At 42.0% G+C, this 22,228-nt stretch carries 26 protein-coding genes, 3 tRNA genes and 1 riboswitch; of the genes, 14 read left to right on the forward strand and 15 right to left on the reverse strand.

Annotated elements, in window-relative coordinates; genetic code table 11:
• The first annotated feature begins 10 nt into the window (after positions 1-10).
• The 3 genes from F885_RS18385 to F885_RS18375 are packed head-to-tail and all read left to right on the forward strand — an operon-like array spanning position 11 to position 3,848.
• Positions 11-949 (forward strand): ABC transporter permease, encoded by a 939-nt coding sequence (locus F885_RS18385; RefSeq protein WP_004804925.1) that lies wholly within the window; start codon positions 11-13, stop codon positions 947-949.
• Positions 950-959: 10 nt separating this feature from the next.
• The gene (locus tag F885_RS18380; RefSeq protein ID WP_005312641.1) at positions 960-2,102 is read left to right on the forward strand and encodes an ABC transporter permease; all 1,143 of its coding nucleotides are present in this window, start codon (positions 960-962) and stop codon (positions 2,100-2,102) included.
• Positions 2,103-2,114: 12 nt separating this feature from the next.
• Entirely contained in the window at positions 2,115-3,848 is a 1,734-nt protein-coding gene (locus tag F885_RS18375; RefSeq protein ID WP_005312644.1) for an ABC transporter ATP-binding protein, read from the forward strand.
• Between the two features lie 52 nt (positions 3,849-3,900).
• Here the strand turns inward: F885_RS18375 and rluB are convergent, their stop codons facing one another.
• From rluB to F885_RS18360, 3 genes are read right to left on the reverse strand one after another with little or no spacing between them, the layout of a single operon-like run.
• Positions 3,901-4,848, reverse strand: a complete 948-nt coding sequence (rluB, locus tag F885_RS18370; RefSeq protein WP_004804930.1) for a 23S rRNA pseudouridine(2605) synthase RluB — start codon at positions 4,846-4,848, stop codon at positions 3,901-3,903.
• A gap of 42 nt (positions 4,849-4,890) precedes the next feature.
• Positions 4,891-5,490: an SMC-Scp complex subunit ScpB gene (gene scpB, locus F885_RS18365; protein ID WP_005205502.1), complete on the reverse strand. Its 600-nt coding sequence runs from the start codon at positions 5,488-5,490 to the stop codon at positions 4,891-4,893.
• Positions 5,487-6,281, reverse strand: a complete 795-nt coding sequence (locus F885_RS18360; protein ID WP_004804932.1) for a segregation and condensation protein A — start codon at positions 6,279-6,281, stop codon at positions 5,487-5,489. Before F885_RS18360 ends, scpB begins: the two co-directional genes overlap by 4 nt.
• A 246-nt stretch (positions 6,282-6,527) precedes the next feature.
• On the opposite strand from F885_RS18360, the gene F885_RS18355 reads away from it, so the two are divergent.
• Both F885_RS18355 and F885_RS18350 read left to right on the forward strand, forming a co-directional pair.
• Positions 6,528-7,244 carry a GNAT family N-acetyltransferase gene (locus F885_RS18355; protein ID WP_005205501.1) on the forward strand — a complete coding sequence of 239 codons (717 nt, stop codon included), beginning with the start codon at positions 6,528-6,530 and terminating at the stop codon, positions 7,242-7,244.
• A gap of 191 nt (positions 7,245-7,435) precedes the next feature.
• Positions 7,436-7,933 (forward strand): hypothetical protein, encoded by a 498-nt coding sequence (locus F885_RS18350; protein ID WP_005312648.1) that lies wholly within the window; start codon positions 7,436-7,438, stop codon positions 7,931-7,933.
• 112 nt (positions 7,934-8,045) lie between these two features.
• Here F885_RS18350 and F885_RS18345 read toward each other — a convergent pair whose 3' ends face one another.
• Together F885_RS18345 and F885_RS18340 are read right to left on the reverse strand one after the other, a co-directional pair.
• A complete protein-coding gene (locus F885_RS18345) occupies positions 8,046-8,663 on the reverse strand; it encodes an L-threonylcarbamoyladenylate synthase (protein WP_004804938.1) in 618 nt (205 codons plus the stop codon).
• 88 nt (positions 8,664-8,751) lie between these two features.
• Complete coding sequence (locus F885_RS18340) at positions 8,752-9,414, reverse strand: elongation factor P hydroxylase (protein WP_005205499.1); 663 nt, start codon at positions 9,412-9,414, stop codon at positions 8,752-8,754.
• A 96-nt stretch (positions 9,415-9,510) separates the two neighbouring features.
• Between F885_RS18340 and F885_RS18335 the strand changes: the two genes are divergently transcribed.
• From F885_RS18335 to lysM, 6 genes are all read left to right on the forward strand, one after another.
• A complete protein-coding gene (locus F885_RS18335; RefSeq protein WP_005312651.1) occupies positions 9,511-10,071 on the forward strand; it encodes a YceD family protein in 561 nt (186 codons plus the stop codon).
• A 74-nt stretch (positions 10,072-10,145) separates the two neighbouring features.
• Positions 10,146-10,331: a 50S ribosomal protein L32 gene (gene rpmF / locus F885_RS18330; RefSeq protein WP_004638135.1), complete on the forward strand. Its 186-nt coding sequence runs from the start codon at positions 10,146-10,148 to the stop codon at positions 10,329-10,331.
• Between the two features lie 197 nt (positions 10,332-10,528).
• Complete coding sequence (gene fabD / locus F885_RS18325) at positions 10,529-11,515, forward strand: ACP S-malonyltransferase (protein ID WP_005312655.1); 987 nt, start codon at positions 10,529-10,531, stop codon at positions 11,513-11,515.
• On the forward strand, positions 11,512-12,246 hold the full coding sequence (fabG, locus tag F885_RS18320) for a 3-oxoacyl-ACP reductase FabG (protein ID WP_004804947.1): 735 nt from the start codon (positions 11,512-11,514) through the stop codon (positions 12,244-12,246). Before fabD ends, fabG begins: the two co-directional genes overlap by 4 nt.
• Before the next feature lie 86 nt (positions 12,247-12,332).
• A complete protein-coding gene (gene acpP, locus F885_RS18315; RefSeq protein ID WP_004655272.1) occupies positions 12,333-12,569 on the forward strand; it encodes an acyl carrier protein in 237 nt (78 codons plus the stop codon).
• A 205-nt stretch (positions 12,570-12,774) separates the two neighbouring features.
• A complete protein-coding gene (gene lysM, locus F885_RS18310) occupies positions 12,775-13,248 on the forward strand; it encodes a peptidoglycan-binding protein LysM (RefSeq protein ID WP_004804950.1) in 474 nt (157 codons plus the stop codon).
• A 69-nt stretch (positions 13,249-13,317) separates the two neighbouring features.
• Here the strand turns inward: lysM and F885_RS18305 are convergent, their stop codons facing one another.
• Complete coding sequence (locus F885_RS18305) at positions 13,318-14,085, reverse strand: hydroxymethylpyrimidine/phosphomethylpyrimidine kinase (RefSeq protein ID WP_004804951.1); 768 nt, start codon at positions 14,083-14,085, stop codon at positions 13,318-13,320.
• A gap of 93 nt (positions 14,086-14,178) precedes the next feature.
• Here F885_RS18305 and F885_RS18300 point away from each other — a divergent pair, with 93 nt between their 5' ends.
• Positions 14,179-14,853: an HAD-IA family hydrolase gene (locus tag F885_RS18300; protein WP_005312659.1), complete on the forward strand. Its 675-nt coding sequence runs from the start codon at positions 14,179-14,181 to the stop codon at positions 14,851-14,853.
• A gap of 47 nt (positions 14,854-14,900) precedes the next feature.
• On the opposite strand, the gene ribB is transcribed toward F885_RS18300, so the two are convergent.
• Positions 14,901-15,560 (reverse strand): 3,4-dihydroxy-2-butanone-4-phosphate synthase, encoded by a 660-nt coding sequence (ribB, locus tag F885_RS18295; RefSeq protein WP_005205490.1) that lies wholly within the window; start codon positions 15,558-15,560, stop codon positions 14,901-14,903.
• Between the two features lie 98 nt (positions 15,561-15,658).
• Positions 15,659-15,816, reverse strand: a riboswitch (FMN riboswitch).
• 185 nt (positions 15,817-16,001) lie between these two features.
• Here ribB and F885_RS18290 point away from each other — a divergent pair.
• On the forward strand, positions 16,002-16,226 hold the full coding sequence (locus F885_RS18290) for a hypothetical protein (RefSeq protein WP_004804958.1): 225 nt from the start codon (positions 16,002-16,004) through the stop codon (positions 16,224-16,226).
• 1 nt (position 16,227) lies between these two features.
• Positions 16,228-17,400: a hypothetical protein gene (locus tag F885_RS18285; protein ID WP_005312662.1), complete on the forward strand. Its 1,173-nt coding sequence runs from the start codon at positions 16,228-16,230 to the stop codon at positions 17,398-17,400.
• On the opposite strand, the gene F885_RS18280 is transcribed toward F885_RS18285, so the two are convergent.
• The 8 genes from F885_RS18280 to F885_RS18245 all read right to left on the reverse strand — a co-directional run bounded on the left by F885_RS18280 (position 17,397) and on the right by F885_RS18245 (position 22,208).
• Positions 17,397-19,187, reverse strand: coding sequence for a patatin-like phospholipase family protein (locus F885_RS18280; RefSeq protein WP_005312665.1), 1,791 nt, complete (start codon positions 19,185-19,187; stop codon positions 17,397-17,399). The two genes, F885_RS18285 and F885_RS18280, sit on opposite strands and share 4 nt — an antisense overlap.
• A 188-nt stretch (positions 19,188-19,375) precedes the next feature.
• Complete coding sequence (gene panD, locus F885_RS18275) at positions 19,376-19,756, reverse strand: aspartate 1-decarboxylase (RefSeq protein ID WP_004655255.1); 381 nt, start codon at positions 19,754-19,756, stop codon at positions 19,376-19,378.
• A 139-nt stretch (positions 19,757-19,895) separates the two neighbouring features.
• Positions 19,896-20,477, reverse strand: coding sequence for an aminoacyl-tRNA hydrolase (gene pth / locus F885_RS18270; protein WP_004804964.1), 582 nt, complete (start codon positions 20,475-20,477; stop codon positions 19,896-19,898).
• A 19-nt stretch (positions 20,478-20,496) separates the two neighbouring features.
• Positions 20,497-20,793 carry a 50S ribosomal protein L25 gene (gene rplY, locus F885_RS18265; protein WP_004663523.1) on the reverse strand — a complete coding sequence of 99 codons (297 nt, stop codon included), beginning with the start codon at positions 20,791-20,793 and terminating at the stop codon, positions 20,497-20,499.
• Positions 20,794-20,890: 97 nt separating this feature from the next.
• Positions 20,891-21,844 carry a ribose-phosphate pyrophosphokinase gene (locus F885_RS18260; protein ID WP_004804966.1) on the reverse strand — a complete coding sequence of 318 codons (954 nt, stop codon included), beginning with the start codon at positions 21,842-21,844 and terminating at the stop codon, positions 20,891-20,893.
• A gap of 37 nt (positions 21,845-21,881) precedes the next feature.
• Positions 21,882-21,956: transfer RNA gene (locus tag F885_RS18255), tRNA-Gln, on the reverse strand.
• Between the two features lie 84 nt (positions 21,957-22,040).
• Positions 22,041-22,115: transfer RNA gene (locus F885_RS18250), tRNA-Gln, on the reverse strand.
• Positions 22,116-22,133: 18 nt separating this feature from the next.
• Positions 22,134-22,208: transfer RNA gene (locus tag F885_RS18245), tRNA-Gln, on the reverse strand.
• Positions 22,209-22,228: the final 20 nt, after the last annotated feature.

Genomic DNA, 22,228 nt, shown 5'->3' on the forward strand with positions numbered 1-22,228 from the left:
ATTTGCCATTATGCTTGCTTATGTCGTGCGTAGACTATGGCAAATGATCCCGACCATGTTGGGTGTCATTTTGCTGATTTTCTTCTTGTTTAACTGGGTGGGGGGCGATCCTGCATATATCTTGGCAGGAAAAATGTCCAACCCTGAGCAAATTGAAAACATCCGTAAACAGTTGGGGGTTGATCAACCTTATTATGTGCAGTTGTGGATTTTTATCAAACAGATTCTGACTTTTGATTATGGTGCCAGTTGGAGTACAGGCGAATCTGTCTCACAGATTATTCTGACCCGATTAGGCCCATCACTGACCTTATTGATTCCATTGACCATTTTACAAACCGTGATTTCAATCATCTTGGCATTGGCGGTTGCATCGGTTCGTGGTTCATTGACCGATCGTATGGTGATGATGTTGTGTACCATTGGCATGTCGATCAGTATCTTGGTATATATCATCATCTTCCAATATGTTTTGGCCTATCAATTAAGTTGGTTCCCAGTACAAGGCTGGAGTGATAGTTTTAGTCAAAATTTATTCCATTATGCCTTGTTGCCGATCTTAATCATGTTGGTGGTCAGTATTGCGCCAACGCTACGTTTATATCGAAGCTTCGTCTTAGATGAAATTAACCAAGATTATGTGCGGACTGCGCGTGCCAAAGGTGTGGGTGAGTCTCGGGTACTGGGTGTGCATGTATTGCGTAATGCATCAATTCCAATTGTCACTGAAGTGATGGCCAGTCTGCCTGCCTTATTGATTGGTGCTTTCCTGATTGAACGTTTCTTTGGTATTCCGGGCATTGGTCGAGAAATTATTATTGCGGTTGAACGCAGTGATTTTCCTGTGATTAAAGCCATCACCGTATATATCGCTGCAGTCACCATGATTTTTAACTTGATCGCCGATCTGATTTATAAGCTCCTCGATCCTCGTGTGCAGTTGAAATAGGAGGATGACGATGCTCAGTACAATTTTTAAAAGCAAAGCTGCCTCGAATGAATCTTCTGCGTCAACAGGATTGTGGCATTTGGCCTTGAATCGATTGAAGTCAGATCGAATCGCCGTGGTGTCTTTTTTGGTGGTGTTATTTTATTTCATCCTGCTCGCTTTATCGATGACAGGGTTAATTGCCTCAAACTGGAATAAAGAAGTTGCCGTCAGCTATGCACCGCCCACTTTCTTGGGTGCGGATACAGAGTCAGATCAAATTAAATCCAATAGTGAAAACACTGAGACTTTGCCTGAAAATCCAGTCGATCCATTAAAAGATGTAATTCAGCAGCTGAATGCGGAAATCCAGGCTGAACAGCAAGGTGGTTCAGTCATTGATAATTATGGCGTGGTTGATCCTTTGGCTGAAGATATGCAACAGATTGATCAGCAACTCGGTGGGCATTTACTCGATCAAAAGCAAGAGCTCAAAACCACATTGCCTTTTGGGGCGGATAAGTGGGGACAAGATGTGTTGTTAAAAACCATTAAGGGCGCTGAAACCTCAATTCTAGTCGGTTTATTGTCGGCATTATTGGCAGTGGTGATTGGTACTTTTTTGGGTGCAATTGCAGGCTATTTTGGTGGCTGGGTCGATGATGTTTTGAACTGGTTCTATAACATTTTTACCTCGATTCCTTATTTGTTATTGGTGTTGGCCATTGCGGCAGTCCTGCAACAAAAAGGCATTCTGTCGATTGTGTTGATCTTGGGTTTAACTGGTTGGACCGGGGTGTTCCGTCTGATTCGTGCCGAATATATGAAACATAAATCGCGCGAATATGTTCTGGCAGCCAAAGCCATTGGAGTGAGTCATCTACGTCGTATGTTTGTACATATCTTCCCAAACGTGAGTCATATTGCCTTGGTACAGATTTCGATTTTGGTGGTGTCATTCATTAAATCTGAAGTCATTCTGAGCTTCCTTGGTTTTGGTGTACCTGTCGGCGTGGTGTCTTGGGGCAGTATGTTGAATGAAGCGCAAAGTGAGCTGATCTTAGGCAAATGGTGGCAATTGGCTGCGGCATCTATCGCAATGGCGGTGTTAGTCACTGCATTCTCGATGTTTACAGATGCCTTACGTGATGCTTTAGATCCTAAGTTGAAATAGCGGAGAGATAAAATGCAATATCAGAATGAAACAACGCTATTACGTGTCGATGATCTCCGTGTCAGCTTTAAGGGTGAAAATAAGCAGTGGATTGAAACAGTCAAAGGGATTTCATTTTCAATTCCTAAAAATAAAACTGTAGCACTGGTTGGGGAGTCGGGCAGTGGTAAATCGGTCACTTCCCTAGCGGTGATGGGGCTGTTGCCAAAAGGGCAAAGTCAAATTGCCGAACAGAGTCAAATTTGCTTTGAAGGTAAAGACTTACTCAACTTATCGGCCAAAGAGATTCGCAAAATTTGTGGTAAAGACATTGCCATGATTTTTCAGGAACCGATGTCCTCGTTGAATCCTGTCTTTACCGTGGGGGATCAAATTGCTGAGGTGTTATGTATTCATTTAGGCATGGGACGTAAGCAGGCCAGAGCACGGGTACTTGAGTTGCTGAAAGAAGTTGGTATTCCTGCACCAGAAACCAAGATCGATGCTTATCCGAGTCAGCTTTCAGGTGGGCAACAACAACGGGTCATGATTGCGATGGCAATTGCCTGTGAGCCGAAGTTGCTGATTGCTGATGAGCCAACCACAGCCTTAGATGTCACCATCCAAAAGCAGATCATTGATTTATTAGAGTCATTACGACAACGCCATGAAATGTCGATGCTGTTTATTACCCATGATTTAGCCTTGGTGGGTGAAATTGCAGATGAAGTGATTGTGATGCGTCATGGTGAGATTCGGGAAAGTGGCCCTGTTGAACAGGTGCTGGAACAACCACAAGATGTGTATACGCGTGCTTTGCTGCATTGTCGTCCACAGTTGGCGACTCGTCCATACCGTTTGCCTGTGACCAGTGATTTTATGCAGCAGGACGAAAATGGACAACTGATCGAAGCCACCAATCTGTCTGATTTAAACCTGAAACAACGTGTCCGTGGTCTGACTGGCGATGAGCCGATTGTGCTCGATGTAAAAGATCTGAAAAAGTCATTTTATAGTCGTAAGGGTTTGTGGGGACAAGACGAATTTCAAGCGGTTAAAGGTGTCTCTTTTCAATTGGCCAAAGGTAAAACCTTGGGCCTAGTTGGCGAGTCGGGTTCAGGTAAAACCACGATTGGTCTGCTATTGATGCGCTTACATGAAGCCACAGGCGGGCAAGCCTTGATTGGTGGAAAAGATATTCTGGCCATGAGTGAGAAAGAGTTTTGTCAGTACCAGCGCAAAATTCAAATCATTTTCCAGAACCCTTATGCTTCACTCAATCCACGCTTTACTATCGGGCAGATTTTATTGGAACCGATGCGGATTCATGGCATAGGTCAGAATGATGCTGAGCGTAAAAAGATGGCATTGGAGCTGTTAGAGCGCGTCAGTCTACCTGTGCAAGCCTATGACCGTTATCCACATGAGTTTTCAGGTGGGCAACGGCAGAGGATTGCGATCGCACGTTGTTTAACCTTGAAACCTGAGATTTTAATCTGCGATGAGTCTGTTTCTGCACTGGATGTTTCGGTACAGGCGCAGGTGTTGAATTTGTTGCAGGATTTACAGGACGAGTTTGGTCTGAGTTATATCTTTATTTCACATGATTTATCTGTCGTGAAATACATTTCTGATCAAGTCATGGTCATGAATCATGGCGAATTAGTTGAGATTGCTAACTCTGACGAACTGTATTTACATCCACAGCATGAATATACCAAAAAACTGCTGAATGCGATCCCGCAAGGCATTGTTCAGCATAGTTAAAGCCAATAAAAAACGCTCTTATTAGAGCGTTTTTTATTTTTAGGATCAAGAATTAGAACTTCTTAAAGCCTTTGTTGAAACCAATGGTTTTACGACCATTGTTATTATTGGCATTGCCACTTGGACGTTGTTGCTGCGACTGATCTTGTTCATCATCACGACGTTGTTGGCGTAAGTAACCGCCACGACGTGCTGCCATTGGCTTTTCAGACATACGTTCAGTACGACGTTTTGCCATACCGAATAAACCTGTGCCTTGACGTGGTTTTAACTCAACTGATTTTGCCAAGTTATCGATATCGCTTTTATCCAATTCCATCCAACGACCCGTACGTAACTCACGTGGTAAAATCACAGTGCCATAACGAGTACGTAATAAGCGGCTAACTTTTAAGCTTTGTGATTCAAAGATACGACGGACTTCACGGTTACGACCTTCTTTAACCACCACTTGATACCAACGGTTAATACCATCGCCACCAATTTCTGAGAATGATTCAAACTTGGCTGGACCATCTTCAAGCTCAACACCTTTCAGCATATTATTGCGAATTTGTGGGGTTACTTCGCCCATCACGCGAACAGCATATTCACGCTCAACTTCGTTTGAAGGGTGCATTAAACGGTTGGCAAGTTCACCATCATTGGTGAATAACAATAAGCCAGTACTGTTAATATCCAGACGACCCACCATGACCCAACGGTCGTTGGCAATTTGAGGCAAATGATCAAATACCGTAGGACGCTTTTCAGGGTCATTACGTGAACAGATTTCACCCTCTGGTTTATAGTAAATTAATACGCGGCGGCGAATTTCATCTTCAATTTGGAATTGTACTTTACGACCATCGATACGAAGCTCATCACCTGGTTCGATACGTTCGCCAACTTGGGCAATCTGACCATTGATACTGACACGACCAGCAGCAATGACTTCCTCCATATAGCGACGCGAGCCTAACCCGACTCTCGCTAAAACCTTTTGTAATTTTTCACTCATGACAGCACAACCTTAGACATAATGATCAACAGTTCACCTTTCTCAGGACTTCGGCGCATGTGCGTCGAGTGTCATGAATGCTTCCTTGGCGTTCTGCAGGGGAGGCAATTGACCTAGCGAAGCTAAACCAAATGCATTTAAAAATTGGGGCGTTGTGACTAACAACGCAGGTCTTCCGGGTAAATCTCTGAAACCAGATTCTTTAATCCAGTTCCAGTCAAAAAGCGTTCTTAAATTCTGGCTATTGTTGGATACACCACGAATCTGCTCAATATCGGCACGTGTGACTGGTTGATGGTAAGCAATCACTGCGACAGTTTCGAGTAAAGAGGGTGACAACTTGGTTGGGCGCTCTGGCCAAACCTGTGCAATAACATTTCGATATTTGGCACGTACTTGAAATCGAAAACCTTGCGCAGTTTCAATTAATTCGATTGAACGGCCATGCTGTAACATCGCCAGTTGCTGTAAAAATGTGCGTAATTGCTGCTTATTATATTGGTTTTGAAAAGCTTCTTTTAGACGTGCAAGAGAGACTGGTGAGTCACTGGCGAATAAAATCGCTTCAAGTTGCAATAAAACCTCATGATGAATGTCCTCAAACGACATACCTTCATTTTGCTCAAATTGATCTAAACTCATGCAGCAACTCCTTGAATGGTTAAAGGAGCTTCAATACCTGTATGGATAATCTGAATTCTTTGCTGACGTGTCAGTTCAAGCACCGCCATAAAAGTGACCACCATCCCCATACGACCTTGCATGGGATTTAATAATTCAATAAAACTCAATGCCTCACCTGACGCAAGTTGGCTTTCAATAAAGGCTATACGTTCTTCCAATAATACAGGCTCTTGTGCCACAACATGAGTGATGGGCTCAGGGCGGTTGAATACGCAAAATAAAGCATCATGCAAGGCTTCAACATCATAGCCTTCATAAATAGGGGCAATGTGACCAATACTCACGTTAGCGCTAAAAGTATCGCGTTCGAAGATTGGCATCTGTCCCAATCGTTCCGCAGCTTGCTTTATACGTAGATAGGTTTCTAAACGGTCAATTAACTCTTGTTTTGGATCTTTTTCAAATTGATCAACAGCGACTGGTTTCGGGAGCAGTAAACGCGATTTCAAATCTGCAAGTAATGCTGCCATGACCATATAATCAGCCGTGAGCTCAATATTCAGTGATTTCATACTATCCATATAGGACAGATATTGAGTGGCAATCGGAGAAATATCGACCTGTAATAAATCAAAGCCATTTTTTTGAATCAGGTAAATCAGAAAGTCTAACGGGCCTTCAAATTGTTCCAGTAAGATTTCAAACGCGGCGGGCGGTATATATAAATCTTCAGGTATGACTTCCTGCCACTCGTCAAGCACGCGAATGGAAGGAGTGGACTCCAAAGTTTGGGGGAGAATTTGGTTCATTACCGTTATAAGCCACGCGAATTTTCAAAAGCATGAAAGATATAATTTTTTGTGCAAAGAGAGGCACATGCTACCAAGAGCAGCTCTATTCTAATCGAAATTGCCAATTTAATAAATTACCTACTTACAAAAACCTTAAAGTTCTCAGGGTATTTTCTGTATTTATGCAAGATTCCATAGGTCATAGAAAAAACTTATGCTTAAATTAGCAACGGAAATCATTCTTTCTTTCAATTATAAATCATCATGAAACATTATTTAAAAACACAACAGAACCAGTTTGGGCAAACCGTAGGCTTTGCCATTGATCATCAACCCAATCAACCGATTAAGCATAATTTAGATGGGCAATCTGTCAAATTGATTCATATTGCTGGTGAAATTTCTGATCAGGCTGCGAATCAAATTTGGGATGCTGTTGCAACGGAAAAGGATGCGGCTTGCTGGACGTATTTGCCTTATGCCGCGCCGCAAAGCCAATTTTTGTTAAAACAGGATTTGCAAAATTTATTTGGTTTTAAAGGCTCAACTCATTTTTTAATTGAAATTGATGGCGAGGTCCAAGGTTGGATTGCTTTGTTAAATCCAAGGCTGGAACAGGGCGCGATCGAAATAGGCAATGTTTACTTTTCCCATCGAATGAAAAAGTCCAAAGCCTCAACGGAGGTAATCTTCTTACTGTTACAACGATGCTTTGCCCATGGCTTTAGGCGTGTAGAGTGGAAATGTGATGATTGTAATGCACCGTCTAAAGCCGCAGCCTTACGTTTTGGTTTTCAGTATGAAGGTTTATTTCGTCAAGATCGGATGACTAAAGGGCATAACCGTAATACAGCATGGTTTTCAATCATTGATGAAGAATGGCCTGATTTAGAAAAAATCTATCAACAATGGCTCAGTCCAGATAATTTTGATGCACAGGGTTTTCAGAAGCAGCGATTGTCTGACTTTTTTGAAGGCTAATGAGCGATTATTAAAATTCGCTTATGCCTTTTTTAAATAATTCATTATAAAGCAACCATTGATTTTCTAGTCATCGGAAAGTAAGGTTTTTTGATTTATTTTGTTGAATTTAATAAATATTTATAAATAATAGCTCGATTATTAAATGAGTGAGAACTCATAGACTATAAAATTAAATAATGAGGGCTAATATGAATATTAAATTTGTTGCAACGGGCCTAATAATTATTGGTGCTCTATTTTGGGGGACTGAGATATATTGGGCTAAGCAGTTTGAACAGCAGGCCAGAGACCATTTCAAAAGTATGGCTTTTGTACAGCAAATGAATGAGGCTATGCGTCGAGCGGGCTACCCGATTAAAGTGGATGCACTCAATCAATACCCTCATATTTTAGTTTATGTCACTTTAACTGAACCAATGACAGAAAACGTAAATAGAGATGATCTAAGAGGGGAAATGGAAAAAGCACATCATCAAATGACATGCGGTTATTTTGATTATATTCAGGAAAAAGAAGCCAGCGACAAATATAAAGATATTGGCAAAGGGGTTGTGAAAGTTATAGAAGAGGATCAGCCAGCCACAACTTATTTTTTTAAAACTTATGATGGCAATGTGTTGTATGAAAAAAAACAGATACTTTCAGAGTGTTCTGAGTTTTTAAAATTAAAACAAACTATTGTATAGCATTTTGATTTAAGTGAATTGAATATGACTATAGGCAGACGCTACGTTTTCTGTTGGAGACCTCTAGCAGCTTACGACGCTTTCTGCACCCAAGCTGCGTTTTATACAACATTTACTCAAAAGCACTGACATCACCGACACCACGACGTACGACTTCAGGGTTTTCTCCAGATAAATCTACGATACTGGTGGTGGATAAGGTTCCGAATCCACTATCGATAAACACATCAATACGTTTACCCAACTGGTTTTCAATATCAAATGGATCATCCAACGGATCTTTTTGATCAGGCAAAATTAAGGTACTGGTTAACAATGGTTCACCAAGTTCTTTTAATAAAGCCTGTGCAACGGGATTACTTGGAATACGTAGACCAATGGTTTTTTTCTTCGGATGCATTAAACGTTTTGGTACTTCGCTGGTCGCGGGCAAAATAAAAGTCGTAACCGCTGGTGTATTATTTTTTAATAGACGATACATCGCGTTATCGACTTTGGCATAGGTCGCAATATCGGATAAATCACAACACATAATCGCATACTGGTGCTTTGGTCCCAGACCACGAATTTGTGCAATCCGTTCCATTGCGCTCTTATTTCCGATTTGACAACCGATCGCGTATGCAGCATCTGTTGGATAGACCACAACATCACCAGCACGAATACGTTCTACTGCTTGTGTAATTAAACGAGCCTGTGGATTTTCAGGATGAATATGTAAATGCAACATTATTTTAACTCCCTGATTTATACGGCTAAATTCAGTATGAAACTTGTTAGGGGCATGTTGCAAGTCTTAGATGTGATAATTTTGTCATTTAATCGAGGTATTCACGTTTAAATTCATCGAGTTGTAATGGTGTTCCATTGCGGGTAGACACGCAGATGTAATGAATGAAATGTGCGGCATCACGTGGTAATTTTGCTTCCCCAGAAAAATAACGTTGTACTTGCGCAAAGACATGATCTTTAAATTGATCTCCATTACCGCCATCACCTGTTAAGTTATCCAGTGACACACGAAATTTCCGACCAAAGGCAGTCGCAAATAGCCATTCTATGGCTTGAGGTTTAATTTCAACTTGTTCAAACAGGGCCTGTTGTTCTGAACTTCGCCCATCAGGTGCATACCAATAGCCAAGGTCGGAAAGTAGGCGGCGTTGCTCACCAGCAATGCTCCAATGGCTGATTTCATGTAGAGCACTATTGAAGAAACCATGGGCAAATTGGATCTTTGCAGGCTGCTCAGAAGTGGCTGGGAAATATTCTGGTTCAAAATCACCTTTAACAAGTGTGACATTATGGTGGGAAAACCAGTGATTAAAGTGTAAAATAAGCCAATCGACCTGTTCTGGTTCCGTTGTTAACTTTTGCCAAGATGAACGTTGCACTTGATCTAGCGCTAACACAGGAACAGAGGTTGAATGGGTGCTAACAAGTAATGAAGATGTTACTTCAAGTTGCGGCTGCAACAGGTACATTGCTTAATTTACCCCGAGTTCTGTCTAAAGAAGTACAAAATTGTATCTTAATCTTTGACAGAGTACCGATGAATTTGTAGAATTGCCGCCTTAATTATGTCAGCAAATACTTTTCCAAGCCAAATCGAGCCATTTAAATGGGCTGAACAGGGCTTTACATGGTCAGGAACACTGCCATTGTCTCGCTTTGCTCGTATTGCTCGAGAAGCTGTTGGTTCAATTGATGATCAATTGATCAACATAGACTGTAAGCTATCAATGGATATCTATCATCGTATTGTATGGTTAGATGGACATACTGAAGCAAAAGTTCCAATGGTGTGCCAACGTTGTTTGGAAGCCGTTGAAATTGAATTGGTTTCAGATTTTCATTTAGCTTTGATTGATGATGAGTCACTGATAGAGCGATTGGATGAGGATGCTGATTTCATCGTTCTAGGTGAAAGTGAATCTTCAAAAAAAGGTGATTTTGATGCACCTGCAGTGATAGATTTGCTCGCACTATTAGAAGATGAGCTGTTATTGTTGGTGCCTTTATCTCCTAAGCATGATGCTTGTGAGCATAAGCATCAACCTACCACTCCAGATGTTGTCGAAGAGAAACGGGATAATCCGTTTGATGTTTTGGCAGGTCTGAAGGGTAAACTTAACTCATAATTTATGTTATAATGTTGAGTTAAGACAACTGAATTTGTTCTGATCCATTTTTTCGATCTTTGTAAGGAGCCATCATGGCCGTTCAGCAAAACCGTAAAAGTCGCTCTCGCCGTGACATGCGCCGTTCACATGACGCTTTAACCGAGAATGCATTATCTGTAGACCAAACTACTGGTGAAACTCATCGTCGTCACCACGTGACTAAAGACGGTATTTACCGTGGTCGTCAATTATTCGCTAAAGCAGCTGATGCTGAATAATTGAACTATATGCATTAAGCGTTAGCTTAAAGTATAGAAAAAATGGGAGCGAAAGCTCCCTTTTTTGTTGTTTTTCGCAATTATAAAAAGAATTAATCAGTGTTAAATTGCCGCATCGCTAAAGAGTCTATTGTCATTCTCATGTAGAATTATGAGTATTGATAAAATTGGCGGTAGACTAATTTAAGGATTTTTATATGTCGACTAAACGACTTGAGCAGGCTGCTCAAGCAACAAAAACAGCATTTGTTTTTCCTGGTCAGGGTTCTCAAAAAGCAGGTATGCTGGCTGAACTTGCAGAGCAGTTTAGTGTCGTTCAAGATACATTTGCTGAGGCATCAGCTGCACTAGGTTTTGACCTTTGGCAGATTGCCCAAACGGGTGAAGGCTTGGACCAAACTGAAAATACCCAACCTGTGTTACTGACCGCAAGTATCGCGCTATGGCGTGTATGGTTAGAGCTGGGTGGTATTGTGCCGAAATACTTGGCTGGACACTCTTTGGGAGAATACAGTGCGCTTGTTGCAGCGGAAGCAATGAGCTTGGCTGATGCAGTTAAACTGGTTCATTTACGTGGCAAACTGATGCAGAGTGCTGTTCCTTCAGGTGAAGGTGCAATGGCTGCAATTCTCGGTTTGGCTGATGAGAAAGTGGTCGAGCTTTGTAAAAATGCTTCTGCTACAGGTCAAGGTTCAGTTGAAGCCGCAAATTATAATGCGCAAGGCCAAGTCGTAATCGCCGGTAGTACAGCATTGGTTCAGCAGGTAATGGCAGAAGCAAAAGAACAATCAGGGAAAGCAATTGCATTGCCTGTTTCTGTTCCATCTCATTGCACATTAATGAAACCAGCGGCGGAAAAGTTTGCCGAAGCTTTGGAACAAACTGCCATTGAGCTACCATGCCTTCCTGTAATACAAAATGTCAACGCGGAAATCGCGACAGATGTTGCTCAATTACGTCAGGCGTTAACCGCTCAATTGTACCAATCAGTACAATGGACGCGTACGATGCAATATCTGCAAGATCAGAGTATCCAGTACGTGGTTGAATGTGGCCCGGGTACGGTACTGAGTAATCTTGCTAAGCGATTACCGAACATAGAAAAAGCATTTGCCCTTGATAGCAAAGCACGTATGGAAGATGCCCTAAACGCAGTGTTAGTGGCAGAAGGAAAAATTGCATGACACAACAACGAAAAGTTGCGTTAGTGACAGGAGCAAGCCGAGGCATTGGCGCAGCAATTGCACAGCAACTCATTCAAGACGGTTTTTTTGTGGTTGGTACCGCAACTTCTGAAGCAGGCGCGCAAAAGCTGACAGAAAGCTTTGCTGAACATGGGACAGGTGCTGTACTTGATGTTCGCAATGGCGAAGCGATTGATGCACTGGTTTCAGACATCGAGCAAAAATATGGCTCAGTGTTGATCTTGGTCAACAATGCAGGCATTACCAAAGACAACTTGCTGCTGCGTATGTCAGAAGATGATTGGGACGATATTCTCAATATTCATCTAAAAGCGGTTTATCGTTTGTCTAAGCGTGTATTGAAAGGTATGACCAAAGCACGTTTTGGCCGCATTATTAATATTAGTTCAGTGGTTGCACATTTTGCCAACCCTGGGCAAGCGAACTACTCGGCAGCAAAAGCAGGGATTGAAGCATTCAGTCGTAGTTTAGCCAAAGAGATGGGTAGTCGTCAGATTACAGTGAACAGTGTTGCACCTGGTTTCATTGCCACTGAAATGACTGATCAGTTAAGCGAAGATATTCGTAAAAAAATGACTGATCAAGTAGCTTTAAATCGTCTAGGTGAACCTCAAGATATTGCAAATGCAGTGAGTTTCTTGGCGAGCGATAAGGCTAGTTACATTACTGGTACAGTTTTACACGTAAATGGTGGTCTATACATGGCCTAAGTGGCGATGTATAAACTTTTAAAAAATCTTATATTCAATTAAACTAGTGGCAAATTAAAACGCCACAAGCAATGAGGAGAATTCCTGTGAGCGATATCGAACAACGCATCAAACAAGCAGTAGCTGAACAATTAGGTATGCGTGCTGAAGAGATTAAAAACGAAGCATCTTTCATGGATGACTTAGGTGCTGACTCTTTAGATTTGGTTGAACTTGTAATGTCTTTTGAAAATGATTTTGACATCACGATTCCAGATGAAGATTCAAATGAAATCACAACTGTTCAATCTGCAATCGATTACGTAACTAAGAAACTTGGTTAATCATCTTGCATGATCAAAAGCCACCGCAAGGTGGCTTTTTTGTGTTTGTATGTTTTGCAACAGAATGTTTTTCATTAAGTTCTATCGAATATACATATATTTACAAGACCGCGTTAAATTGAAACTCGAGTGTTTTATTTTTTCTGTATAACTAGATGTAGGTCATTTTGACTATTATGCATTAATAATTACAGAGGAAATAACAATGGGTCTTTTTGATTTTGTTAAAGGTATTGGTAAGAAAAATACAGCACCAGCTGAACCGCAAGCTGCACCAGCAACGCCAGCTGAACCATCAGCTCAAGAGATTGCGAATAAATTATTAGGTTTGATTAAAAGTTTAGGTCTTCCGATTGATGGTTTGTCGGTCACATATAATGGCAATACCGATACGGCAACGATTAAAGGGCAGGTTAAAACCCAAGCAGATAAAGAAAAGATTGTACTTGCTGTCGGAAATATTGATCATGTTGCACAAGTTGATGATCAACTTACCGTGGAAACACCTGAGCCAGAAAGTAAGTTTTATACCGTGAAATCAGGAGACAATTTGTCTAAGATTTCAAAAGAATATTATGGTGATCCAAACCAGTACAATAAAATTTTTGAAGCAAATCGTCCATTACTCAAAAATGCAGATGATATTTTCCCTGGTCAAGTACTCCGTATTCCACAGTAATTGATCCGAAATAAAAAAAGGCGCGAGATGCGCCTTTTTTTATTAAAGATTCATTTGTTCAGGGATGCTTTAAAAGCGTTTTGGAATCTTTTGCCCATTCGGTACTGGTGTTTCTGCATGTTTTAACACACCAAATAACCATGTTTCAGCATGTTGAACCGCAATTTTAAGCGAATCACCGAGTGCTAAACGTCCTGCAATAAAGCTTGCCAATGAACAACCTGAACCGTGGTATTGACCTTCTAAGCGTGGGCAGCGGCTTTCTGCAAGCATTTTCCCATCAGCATAGAGCACGTTGCGGATATGATCAGGCGTATCTTCGTGCCCACCTTTGACCAATACTGCTTTTGCACCCATTTCAAACAGTTCATGTGTGGCCTGTTCAATATCATCAAGACCTGTTAAGGCTCTTAACTCAACGGTATTTGGCGTGATCACCGTTGCTAAAGGAATCAACTCCACGAAGGCTTTGACTAATGTCGCTTGGTCACCCAATGAACCGCCGCTATTTGCCACTAAAACGGGATCTAGGACATATAAATAATCTGGATGTTCTCGTAAAAACTCGGCTAATGCAGCAATATTATCAGTTGTGCCTAACATGCCTGACTTTACACATTTAATCGGTAAGTCGCTGACCACGGCATTGGCTTGTGCCAGCAATAATTCCTTTGAAGTGGCTTCAAAACCAAATACTTGCTGTGAGTTTTGAATCGTCAGCGCGGTACATGCAATGGCAGCATGCGCACCACTTTGCCCAATTGCTTCAATATCTGCTTGTAAGCCAGCACCACCAGATGGATCTAGTCCTGAAAAACAAAGTACGGTCGGACGCACTGCAATTTCCTTTTATTCTGCAATCTACGGTAGTATAGGGAAGTTTCGAGAAACTCTCGACTGCGTTGTGTAAGACTGTAAGAGATTGAACGAATGACGATCAAAAATATTCTCATCGATTTAGATGGAACCTTAACAGACCCTAAAGCTGGGATTCATGGTTCAATTCGTTTTGCGCTAGAAAAATTAGGTCAACCTTTGGCAAATGACATAAATTTGGATTGGACGATTGGCCCACCTTTAAAAGCATCTCTGGCAAAATTACTCAATACTCAAGATGATGATCTGGCTGAGCAGGCATTGCTGGCTTATCGTGAGCGTTTCTCAGTGACTGGTTTATTTGAAAATGAAGTATATCCAACGGTCGTTGAGACGTTGCAGCAATTGCAATCACAAGGCTATGCTTTGTTTTTGGCGACAGCAAAGCCTACAGTTTATGCGAAGCAAATTTTGATTCATTTTGATCTAGCTCGGTATTTTACCGAAATGTATGGCAGTGAATTGACTGGTGAGAGAGCCAATAAGGCGGATTTAATCGCTTATATTCTGGAACAACAGCAGTTAGATGCACAGCAATGTATTATGGTGGGTGATCGCCAATATGACATTATTGGTGCACGTGCCAATGAGATTGAAACCATTGCTGTGAATTATGGTTATGGCACGGCAGAAGAGTTGGCTCAAGCACAACCTGTGATCCAAATTTCGCAATTTAGTCAGTTGATTGAAGCTGTTGCTGAATTGAACGCCGAGCGAAAAGTTTCATAAAACGAATTGTAAAAAGCCTCGATGATTCGAGGCTTTTTTATCTCTAATTAGACATTGTGTTTTAAGCGGTATTGCACCAGTTCTTCAATGCTAATCACAGTTAAACCATGGGTTTGTGCATAAGCAAGCACTTGAATACCAGAAGCCATAGAGCCATCAGGATTGGTCAATTCACACAATACCCCAGATGGTTTTAAACCTGCTAGACGTGCTAAATCAATTGTACCTTCCGTGTGACCACGACGGCTTAACACACCGCCTTCACGCGCACGTAAAGGAAATACATGACCTGGACGGCTTAAGTCACTCGCTACTGCGCCATCTTTGGTTGCAGCTAAAACTGTGGTGACACGGTCTTTGGCAGACACGCCTGTGGTTACACCTTGTGCCGCTTCAATCGTTACTGTAAATGCTGTTTTAAATTGGCTGGAATTGTCGACGACCATGGGTGGAAGTTCTAAATGATCAGCTAAGGCTTCTGTTAAGCATAAGCAAACAATACCTGAACCATCACGAATCATTTGCGCCATGGTTTCGACAGTTAAAGTTTCAGCAGCAATAATCAAGTCAGCTTCGTTTTCACGATCAAAATCATCCATCACCAATACAGGTTTGCCTTGGCGGATATCTTCTAAAGCTTGTTGAATACGTTGTTCAGCAGGGGAAAGGGCTGAAAAGAAAAGTTCGGGTTGGATTAAACTAGACATAATGAAACGCTCTCGTAAATTGGATACGGTTGAACATTTCAGGACTGATGTAAAAAATAAGCGTGCACAAAAACAACGCAAAAAGCGTATTTCAGTGGTTTCGTCTTCTTTCATCCGGACTATACCGTCGGCTTTGGTCTCTCACCAAATCTGCGAGTATATAAAAATATATACAGGCTCGTGGGCTGATTAGGTCATTTGATTAGAATGCCTAACTTACCACCGGTGGGGAATTTCACCCCGCCCTGAAGCGATGTGCTTCGATTATAGTCGGATTTTTATGAGAAAAGGCAACTTTTTATAGAATGAATCGTTCTATAAAAATGAAAAAATTTGCTGAGAAGTAGCTCTAGTTTTTCTATCGATCTGTGAAACTGGCAATGGATTTAAATTGAGCATACACTCGAAAGATAAAACAACAATAATTTAAGGAGTCGATAAATGGAGCAAGCAGATAAGACAGAATTAGAACGATTGGCACAACAATTACGTCGGCCTGTGATGAGCCTTCAGCCATTTTCACAACTCTCTAATCATGATTTGGCTTGGCTCAATCAACAATTACAACAGGCCATCAAAAATGAAGATCAGAAAATGAATCGTAGTGTGTACCAAACACCTTTTTTTCTTCGTTGGCTGTTTCGAAAAAATAAAATGAGGGAATAGCATGACTCGATTGGCAGTACAGGCAGAGTTGATTAAGCTTGCTCGCATTTTGCAGGTATCAGAGCAAGAATTAGAGTTTATGCAGTCTTTGGCCCCTGAAAACCTTAGACAGTTTCGGTTTGCGATATTAGAGCGACTACAAAATCGTCAGAAAAAGCGTTTCCGTTATCTAGCAGCATGGGTGAGTTGGTTACCACGTTGGGTGAGTATTTTCATGGTTAAACACTTTTTAGAACCATTTATTGTCGCCCAGATTGCAGTGTATTTATCTACAGAAAACTCTTATCGAATAGCGAAGCATTTACCTGCAAAAACCATAGCTGCAATTGCTGTTTATTTAGATCCTCGACTGGCAAGAGAACTACTTGGCTATCTCACTACACATCAAATTACCGACATTACTCAAGTTCTATTAGAGCAGCGGGACTTTGTGACGATTGGTCGTTTTGTGAGTATGTTATCTGATACCGTTTTACAAGATGTTGCACAGGTCGTTGAAAGTGAAAGCGATCTATTGGAAATTGCTTTTTATATTGAGTCCCGTGAGCAAATCGATCATTTAGTCCATGTTTTGCCTAAGCAGCGCATCGAGCAAGCCTTATTGATTGTGGGTGATCCAGCCCAGCGGCTGGTCTGGCCTAAAGTTTTGGCTTTAATGAGCTATATCAGTTATGGACTTAAGCAGGAGCTTGGTGATTTGGCTGTTCAGCAAGGGGAATCCGTCGTGAATGCGATTATTCAAGCCACACAGGAAGATCAATTGTGGGAAGATATGTTGCCTGTAGTGGCTTGTTTGTCGGCACAAGCACAGAGCTTTGTTGCTAATTTACCGACATTAAGAAGAGTAGAGATTATTCGGAGTATTGTAGAGGCGGCTGATCGTTGTGATTTATGGACGGATATGCTGGTTATTGTGAATTATATGCAAGATGAGGCAAGGGAGGTTGTTGCCACGGCGATTGCCCAAATCGATGAGCAAGTCCTGCATCATATTGCCTATGCATCATTACTACGCTCACAATGGGAAGTTACTTTCGACATTATGCGACGTATGCCAATCGACAAGCAGCAGCTATGTCATCGTATTCTAGATGGTTATATGCAGCAGTTAGATCCAGAAACCTATCAATATTTAGATGGCCTATTGGATCGTTATCAGATTCATTCGGCTTAAGCACTTGGCAACGTTTCTCGAATTGGCAATAAGGTTTCTAGGGCATGCTCATAGCCACGTTCGATTAGTTCATCTAATTTATGCCAGTCAAACATACCAATACCTTCAATTGGCATACGGATATGTAAATTGGCGCGTTCAATTGCCGCTGTTTGTATCATAGTATCACTCGCAAGGGTCGCGGTACGCATTAAAATCTCTGCCAAACGTGGTGCATGTAGAAGCTTATCTTTGATGATTTTATTCCAGTTCAATAATGCACTTTGATCTGGTTCTTCTAAACCAATTCCTGGGACTCGAATATCATCATGCAAGCTGACATTGCTAGCAATAATGGTGCCTCGCTCTAGGTTTTGCATAACATCTGTGGGGAGATTGTTAATTACACCGCCATCACAGAGCAGGTTTTCATGCCAAGCAACAGGAGGAGCAACACCCGGCACACTCATGCTGGTTCCGACCCAAGTCGCCAGTTCACCTTGATCATGAATCACTGCTTGACCTGTCGTAAGGTTGGTTGAAATACAGTAATAGGTCTGCCTGAGCTCTTCAATTCTACGACTTCCAAAGATGGCCTGTAATCGGGTATGGAAACGTTGCCCACGAATCAGTGAAACGCGAGGCATGGTGTAATCATTGAGGTAATTTCGTGCGACAAAAGTTTCATAAGCAATATGGGTCATTTCCACACTATCAAAACCACAGGCGACCAGCGCCGCCACAAATGCCCCCATACTGGTGCCCCCAACAATATCAATCGGGATATGTAGTTGTTCAAGCGCACGAATTAAACCAATATGGGCAAAGCCACGTGCACCACCACCACCAAGTACCAAGCCAACGCCTTGGCTGGAGATCTGACGAGCGACGGCGCAGATATCGGCCTGTGCCCATGGGTGAATAAAGTAGTGGGCGCGGGCATGATAGAGCTGTTTCCAAATCAATGTATGCGGAGATGGGTCTCCTTCGGAACGCAGTAAAACCAATTCAATTGGACTTTGCCAATCATGCTGATTCAATACATCCGATAGTCTGGTTTGAGTGGGTGTTTGGTTGGCCTCCGCCAAAATCAATATTCGATCAGCTTGATGTAAACAGCGTTTCGACCATTCATCATCACTGCAATCCGCAGCATAGAGTACATAACAGTGTTTTTCCTCTAAATTGGCCAGCCATTGGCGTAGTTTTAAATCTTCACTACTGTAATCTAATGGGGTTTGGCTAAAACCTACCCCAAATAACGCATCAATATGTGCAGCAGTGACTAAACGAACTTGAGGCCAACGTTGTAAGTGCTCGGTCAGTTTTTCTGCCAGATGTGTGGCAGGGATATGTGCGGATACAGGAATTACTGAAAGTGTACGACTGTGTCCCATTGCATGACAATGTTGTAATTCGGGTTGCGAGCGGTGAATGATGAGTCGAGATAAAGCAAATAACACTTTGGGGTGTTGGTGAATGAAATCTAGAAATTGTTGTTGTGGAATACCGAGTAGAGCAGTGTCACGGACTGCATTGACTGTACCTTGATGAGGTTGATTGGAAATGACACCTGTTTCGCCAACAATATCATGGCGACCAAAATACGTCAGTAAGCCTGCCGAAGTGGTCAATTTGACCCGACCATAAGCAACAATATACACATAATCGGCAATATCATGTGCACAATAAAGCTGCTGTCCTGTTTGTAAATGACGAATATGACAGTGAGGCACCAAGCTTTCTAGGGTGGTGTGATCGGAATCAGCAAAGAGGCTAACTTTGCTAAGAAGATGAGTAATATCCATATTGTTCAAATTATCATTATTGTCTTCTTATTGAACAAATTTTGGTGCTATTTTACAAGTTTGCTTGCGTAAAACTTGGCCTTATTTTTCAGTGTTTTTGTATTTTGCCCTAGAGGATGAATGGGCTGTGTTTGTGCAATAAAAAAGCCAGTTCATATTGACTGGCTTTTTGAGAATCTTTATAGGTCTTATGCAATTTGTACAGGAATACAGTTTGCAGTGTGGTTCACTGTATTGTCTGGGTTTGCATAAACTAAACGTGGTTTGTGAAGATTGGCTTCGACTTCAGTAAAGTCACCGAAAGTCGCAATAATCACTAAATCACCAACATCAGCTTGATGGGCTGCGCCACCATTCACTGAAATAATACCTGAGTCATCTTCACCACGGATTGCATAGGTGGTGAAACGTTTGCCGTTAGTGACGTTCCATACGTGGATTTCTTCGTATTCACGAATCCCTGCTAAGTCCATTAATACGCCATCAATTGCACAAGAACCTTCATAATGAAGCTCTGCATGAGTCACAACTGCACGGTGAATTTTACATTTTAATAAACGAGATAGCATGGCTAGCGTCTCCTGAGTAAGACCTAAGATGATTATCTTATGGTTGACTTGTCACGTTTTCCGCGGGCTATAGGCGGTTTGATGCGCATTTTGCGCTTAAAAATGCAATATGGCAAGCGGGATTGATCAACAATTCAGTTTAAGCGGGTTTGTAAGCGTTAATTTGATTCATTGCCTGTGACACTTGTCCATCAACAAGCATTTTCACTTGAGATAGGGCATGGTCAATGGCTGCATCCATTAAGCCTTGTTCACTGCTAGGCGCTTTACCAAGCACATGACCAGAAACGCGTTCTTTGGCACCCGGATGACCAATTCCAATACGTAGACGATGGAAATTAGCACCGATATGCGGGACGATATCGCGGAGACCATTATGTCCACCGTGTCCGCCACCTGTTTTCAAGCGAATAATGCCAGGATTCATATCCAGTTCATCATGCGCAATCAGGATTGCTTCAGGTGCAACTTGATAAAATTTAGCGAAAGGGACAACACTTTGACCAGAACGGTTCATAAAAGTGGTAGGAAGTAATAAACGGACATCATGACCTTCGATTTGGCCACGACCACTGTATCCATGAAACTTTGGATCAGCTTTTAAAGAAATGCCATAACGATCTGCAAGCTGTTCAACGAACCAGAAACCTGCATTATGGCGGGTTTGGGCATATTCCTTTCCAGGATTGCCCAAACCAACAATTAGCGAAATATTTGACACTAATTTACGCCTTTAACACTTATGCACGTTTGAAGTCAGCGTGCATAGGCGTGTTTTTAGCAGGGTGGCGTTGTAACGCTTGGATTTTAACGTTTTCAACTTTGTCACCGATTTTGATTTCGATAACTTCTTCGAAGAAAGCGTTGTTTTCTAAAGCTTTAACGATTTCACGAAGCTCTAAAGTAACGGCTACAGGCTCAGCGCTACCACCATAGATGATTGCTGGGATTTGAGCAGCGTGGCGAAGGCGGCGGCTCGAACCTTTCCCTTGTTGTGCTACTTCACGTGCTTGAGCGTTTAATACGAAGTTTGCCATGGGCATATCCTCATTGAGTTTGAGTAACTAAACTTGCGACCAGTTTAGTGATAGAAAAACCCTAGCGAGCTAGGGTTTAAGAAAAAAAGCTGGGCTATTATAGATAACTATCGAACATTGCGCTAATAGATTCTTCGTTATTGATACGACGAATTGTTTCAGCAACCATGCTAGCAACAGAAACTTGGCGAATTTTACCTAAGCTTAGTGCTTCATCTGAAAGAGGAATTGTGTCAGTAACAACAAGTTCATCAATGACAGAGTTACGAAGGTTATCAATGGCTTTGCCAGATAAAACAGGGTGAGTTGCATAAGCAACAACACGACGAGCACCAAATTGTTTTAGTGCATCGGCCGCTTTGCAAAGCGTACCTGCTGTATCTACCATGTCATCGACGATCACACAGTCGCGATCTTTAACATCACCAATCAAATGCATCACTTGTGATTCATTTGCTTTTTGACGACGTTTATCAATGATAGCCAAATCGATATCACCCATTTGTTTAGCAACAGCACGGGCACGAACCACACCACCAACGTCAGGCGAAACAACCACAAGATTGTGGTGTTGTTGCTGGCGTAGGTCAGCGAGTAATGCTGGCGTACCGTAGATGTTATCAACTGGGATATCGAAGAAACCTTGAATTTGGTCTGCGTGCAAGTCAATCATTACTACACGGTCAATACCAACAGTTGTCAGCATGTCTGCAACAACTTTCGCAGTAATCGGTACACGAGCAGAGCGTGGACGACGATCTTGGCGAGCATAACCAAAGTAAGGAATGACAGCAGTGATACGACCAGCACTCGCACGACGCAAAGCATCAGCCATCACCAAGATTTCCATTAGGTTATCATTGGTAGGGGCACAAGTAGACTGGACGACAAAAACGTCTTTACCACGAACATTCTCAGTAATTTCAACTGAAATTTCACCATCAGAGAACTTGCTAACAGAAGCAGCACCTAAAGGAATATGTAAATGGCTTACGACTTTTTGAGCGAAATGTGGATGAGCACTTCCACTAAAAACGACAAGATTGGGCATGAAGCACCCTTGGCGGTTGGCTTATAATGAATTTGGATGGCAGGGGCGGCTGGATTCGAACCAACGGATGCCGAGATCAAAACCCGGTGCCTTACCACTTGGCGACGCCCCTAATGCGGCAGAACTTTAAAGGTTTTAAAAGATAATGTCAATATATTTGAGCAAATATCAATATAAAACAAGTCTGTCTAAGATATGGCAGGGGCGGCTGGATTCGAACCAACGGATGCCGAGATCAAAACCCGGTGCCTTACCACTTGGCGACGCCCCTAAATTCGATACTATGTAATGGCAGGGGCGGCTGGATTCGAACCAACGGATGCCGAGATCAAAACCCGGTGCCTTACCACTTGGCGACGCCCCTAAATATTACATGTATCTACA

The sequence above is a fragment of the Acinetobacter higginsii genome, assembly GCF_000369845.1.
Classification (GTDB): domain Bacteria; phylum Pseudomonadota; class Gammaproteobacteria; order Pseudomonadales; family Moraxellaceae; genus Acinetobacter; species Acinetobacter higginsii.

What these genes read in the sequence shown, in the direction of transcription:
- F885_RS18385 (WP_004804925.1), top strand. Translation starts at nt 11, where the DNA reads ATGCTTGCTTATGTCGTGCGTAGACTATGGCAAATGATCCCGACCATG.
- F885_RS18380 (WP_005312641.1), top strand. Translation starts at nt 960, where the DNA reads ATGCTCAGTACAATTTTTAAAAGCAAAGCTGCCTCGAATGAATCTTCT.
- F885_RS18375 (WP_005312644.1), top strand. Translation starts at nt 2,115, where the DNA reads ATGCAATATCAGAATGAAACAACGCTATTACGTGTCGATGATCTCCGT.
- rluB (WP_004804930.1), bottom strand. Translation starts at nt 4,848, where the DNA reads ATGAGTGAAAAATTACAAAAGGTTTTAGCGAGAGTCGGGTTAGGCTCG.
- scpB (WP_005205502.1), bottom strand. Translation starts at nt 5,490, where the DNA reads ATGAGTTTAGATCAATTTGAGCAAAATGAAGGTATGTCGTTTGAGGAC.
- F885_RS18360 (WP_004804932.1), bottom strand. Translation starts at nt 6,281, where the DNA reads ATGAACCAAATTCTCCCCCAAACTTTGGAGTCCACTCCTTCCATTCGC.
- F885_RS18355 (WP_005205501.1), top strand. Translation starts at nt 6,528, where the DNA reads ATGAAACATTATTTAAAAACACAACAGAACCAGTTTGGGCAAACCGTA.
- F885_RS18350 (WP_005312648.1), top strand. Translation starts at nt 7,436, where the DNA reads ATGAATATTAAATTTGTTGCAACGGGCCTAATAATTATTGGTGCTCTA.
- F885_RS18345 (WP_004804938.1), bottom strand. Translation starts at nt 8,663, where the DNA reads ATGTTGCATTTACATATTCATCCTGAAAATCCACAGGCTCGTTTAATT.
- F885_RS18340 (WP_005205499.1), bottom strand. Translation starts at nt 9,414, where the DNA reads ATGTACCTGTTGCAGCCGCAACTTGAAGTAACATCTTCATTACTTGTT.
- F885_RS18335 (WP_005312651.1), top strand. Translation starts at nt 9,511, where the DNA reads ATGTCAGCAAATACTTTTCCAAGCCAAATCGAGCCATTTAAATGGGCT.
- rpmF (WP_004638135.1), top strand. Translation starts at nt 10,146, where the DNA reads ATGGCCGTTCAGCAAAACCGTAAAAGTCGCTCTCGCCGTGACATGCGC.
- fabD (WP_005312655.1), top strand. Translation starts at nt 10,529, where the DNA reads ATGTCGACTAAACGACTTGAGCAGGCTGCTCAAGCAACAAAAACAGCA.
- fabG (WP_004804947.1), top strand. Translation starts at nt 11,512, where the DNA reads ATGACACAACAACGAAAAGTTGCGTTAGTGACAGGAGCAAGCCGAGGC.
- lysM (WP_004804950.1), top strand. Translation starts at nt 12,775, where the DNA reads ATGGGTCTTTTTGATTTTGTTAAAGGTATTGGTAAGAAAAATACAGCA.
- F885_RS18300 (WP_005312659.1), top strand. Translation starts at nt 14,179, where the DNA reads ATGACGATCAAAAATATTCTCATCGATTTAGATGGAACCTTAACAGAC.
- ribB (WP_005205490.1), bottom strand. Translation starts at nt 15,560, where the DNA reads ATGTCTAGTTTAATCCAACCCGAACTTTTCTTTTCAGCCCTTTCCCCT.
- F885_RS18290 (WP_004804958.1), top strand. Translation starts at nt 16,002, where the DNA reads ATGGAGCAAGCAGATAAGACAGAATTAGAACGATTGGCACAACAATTA.
- F885_RS18285 (WP_005312662.1), top strand. Translation starts at nt 16,228, where the DNA reads ATGACTCGATTGGCAGTACAGGCAGAGTTGATTAAGCTTGCTCGCATT.
- F885_RS18280 (WP_005312665.1), bottom strand. Translation starts at nt 19,187, where the DNA reads ATGGATATTACTCATCTTCTTAGCAAAGTTAGCCTCTTTGCTGATTCC.
- panD (WP_004655255.1), bottom strand. Translation starts at nt 19,756, where the DNA reads ATGCTATCTCGTTTATTAAAATGTAAAATTCACCGTGCAGTTGTGACT.
- rplY (WP_004663523.1), bottom strand. Translation starts at nt 20,793, where the DNA reads ATGGCAAACTTCGTATTAAACGCTCAAGCACGTGAAGTAGCACAACAA.
- F885_RS18260 (WP_004804966.1), bottom strand. Translation starts at nt 21,844, where the DNA reads ATGCCCAATCTTGTCGTTTTTAGTGGAAGTGCTCATCCACATTTCGCT.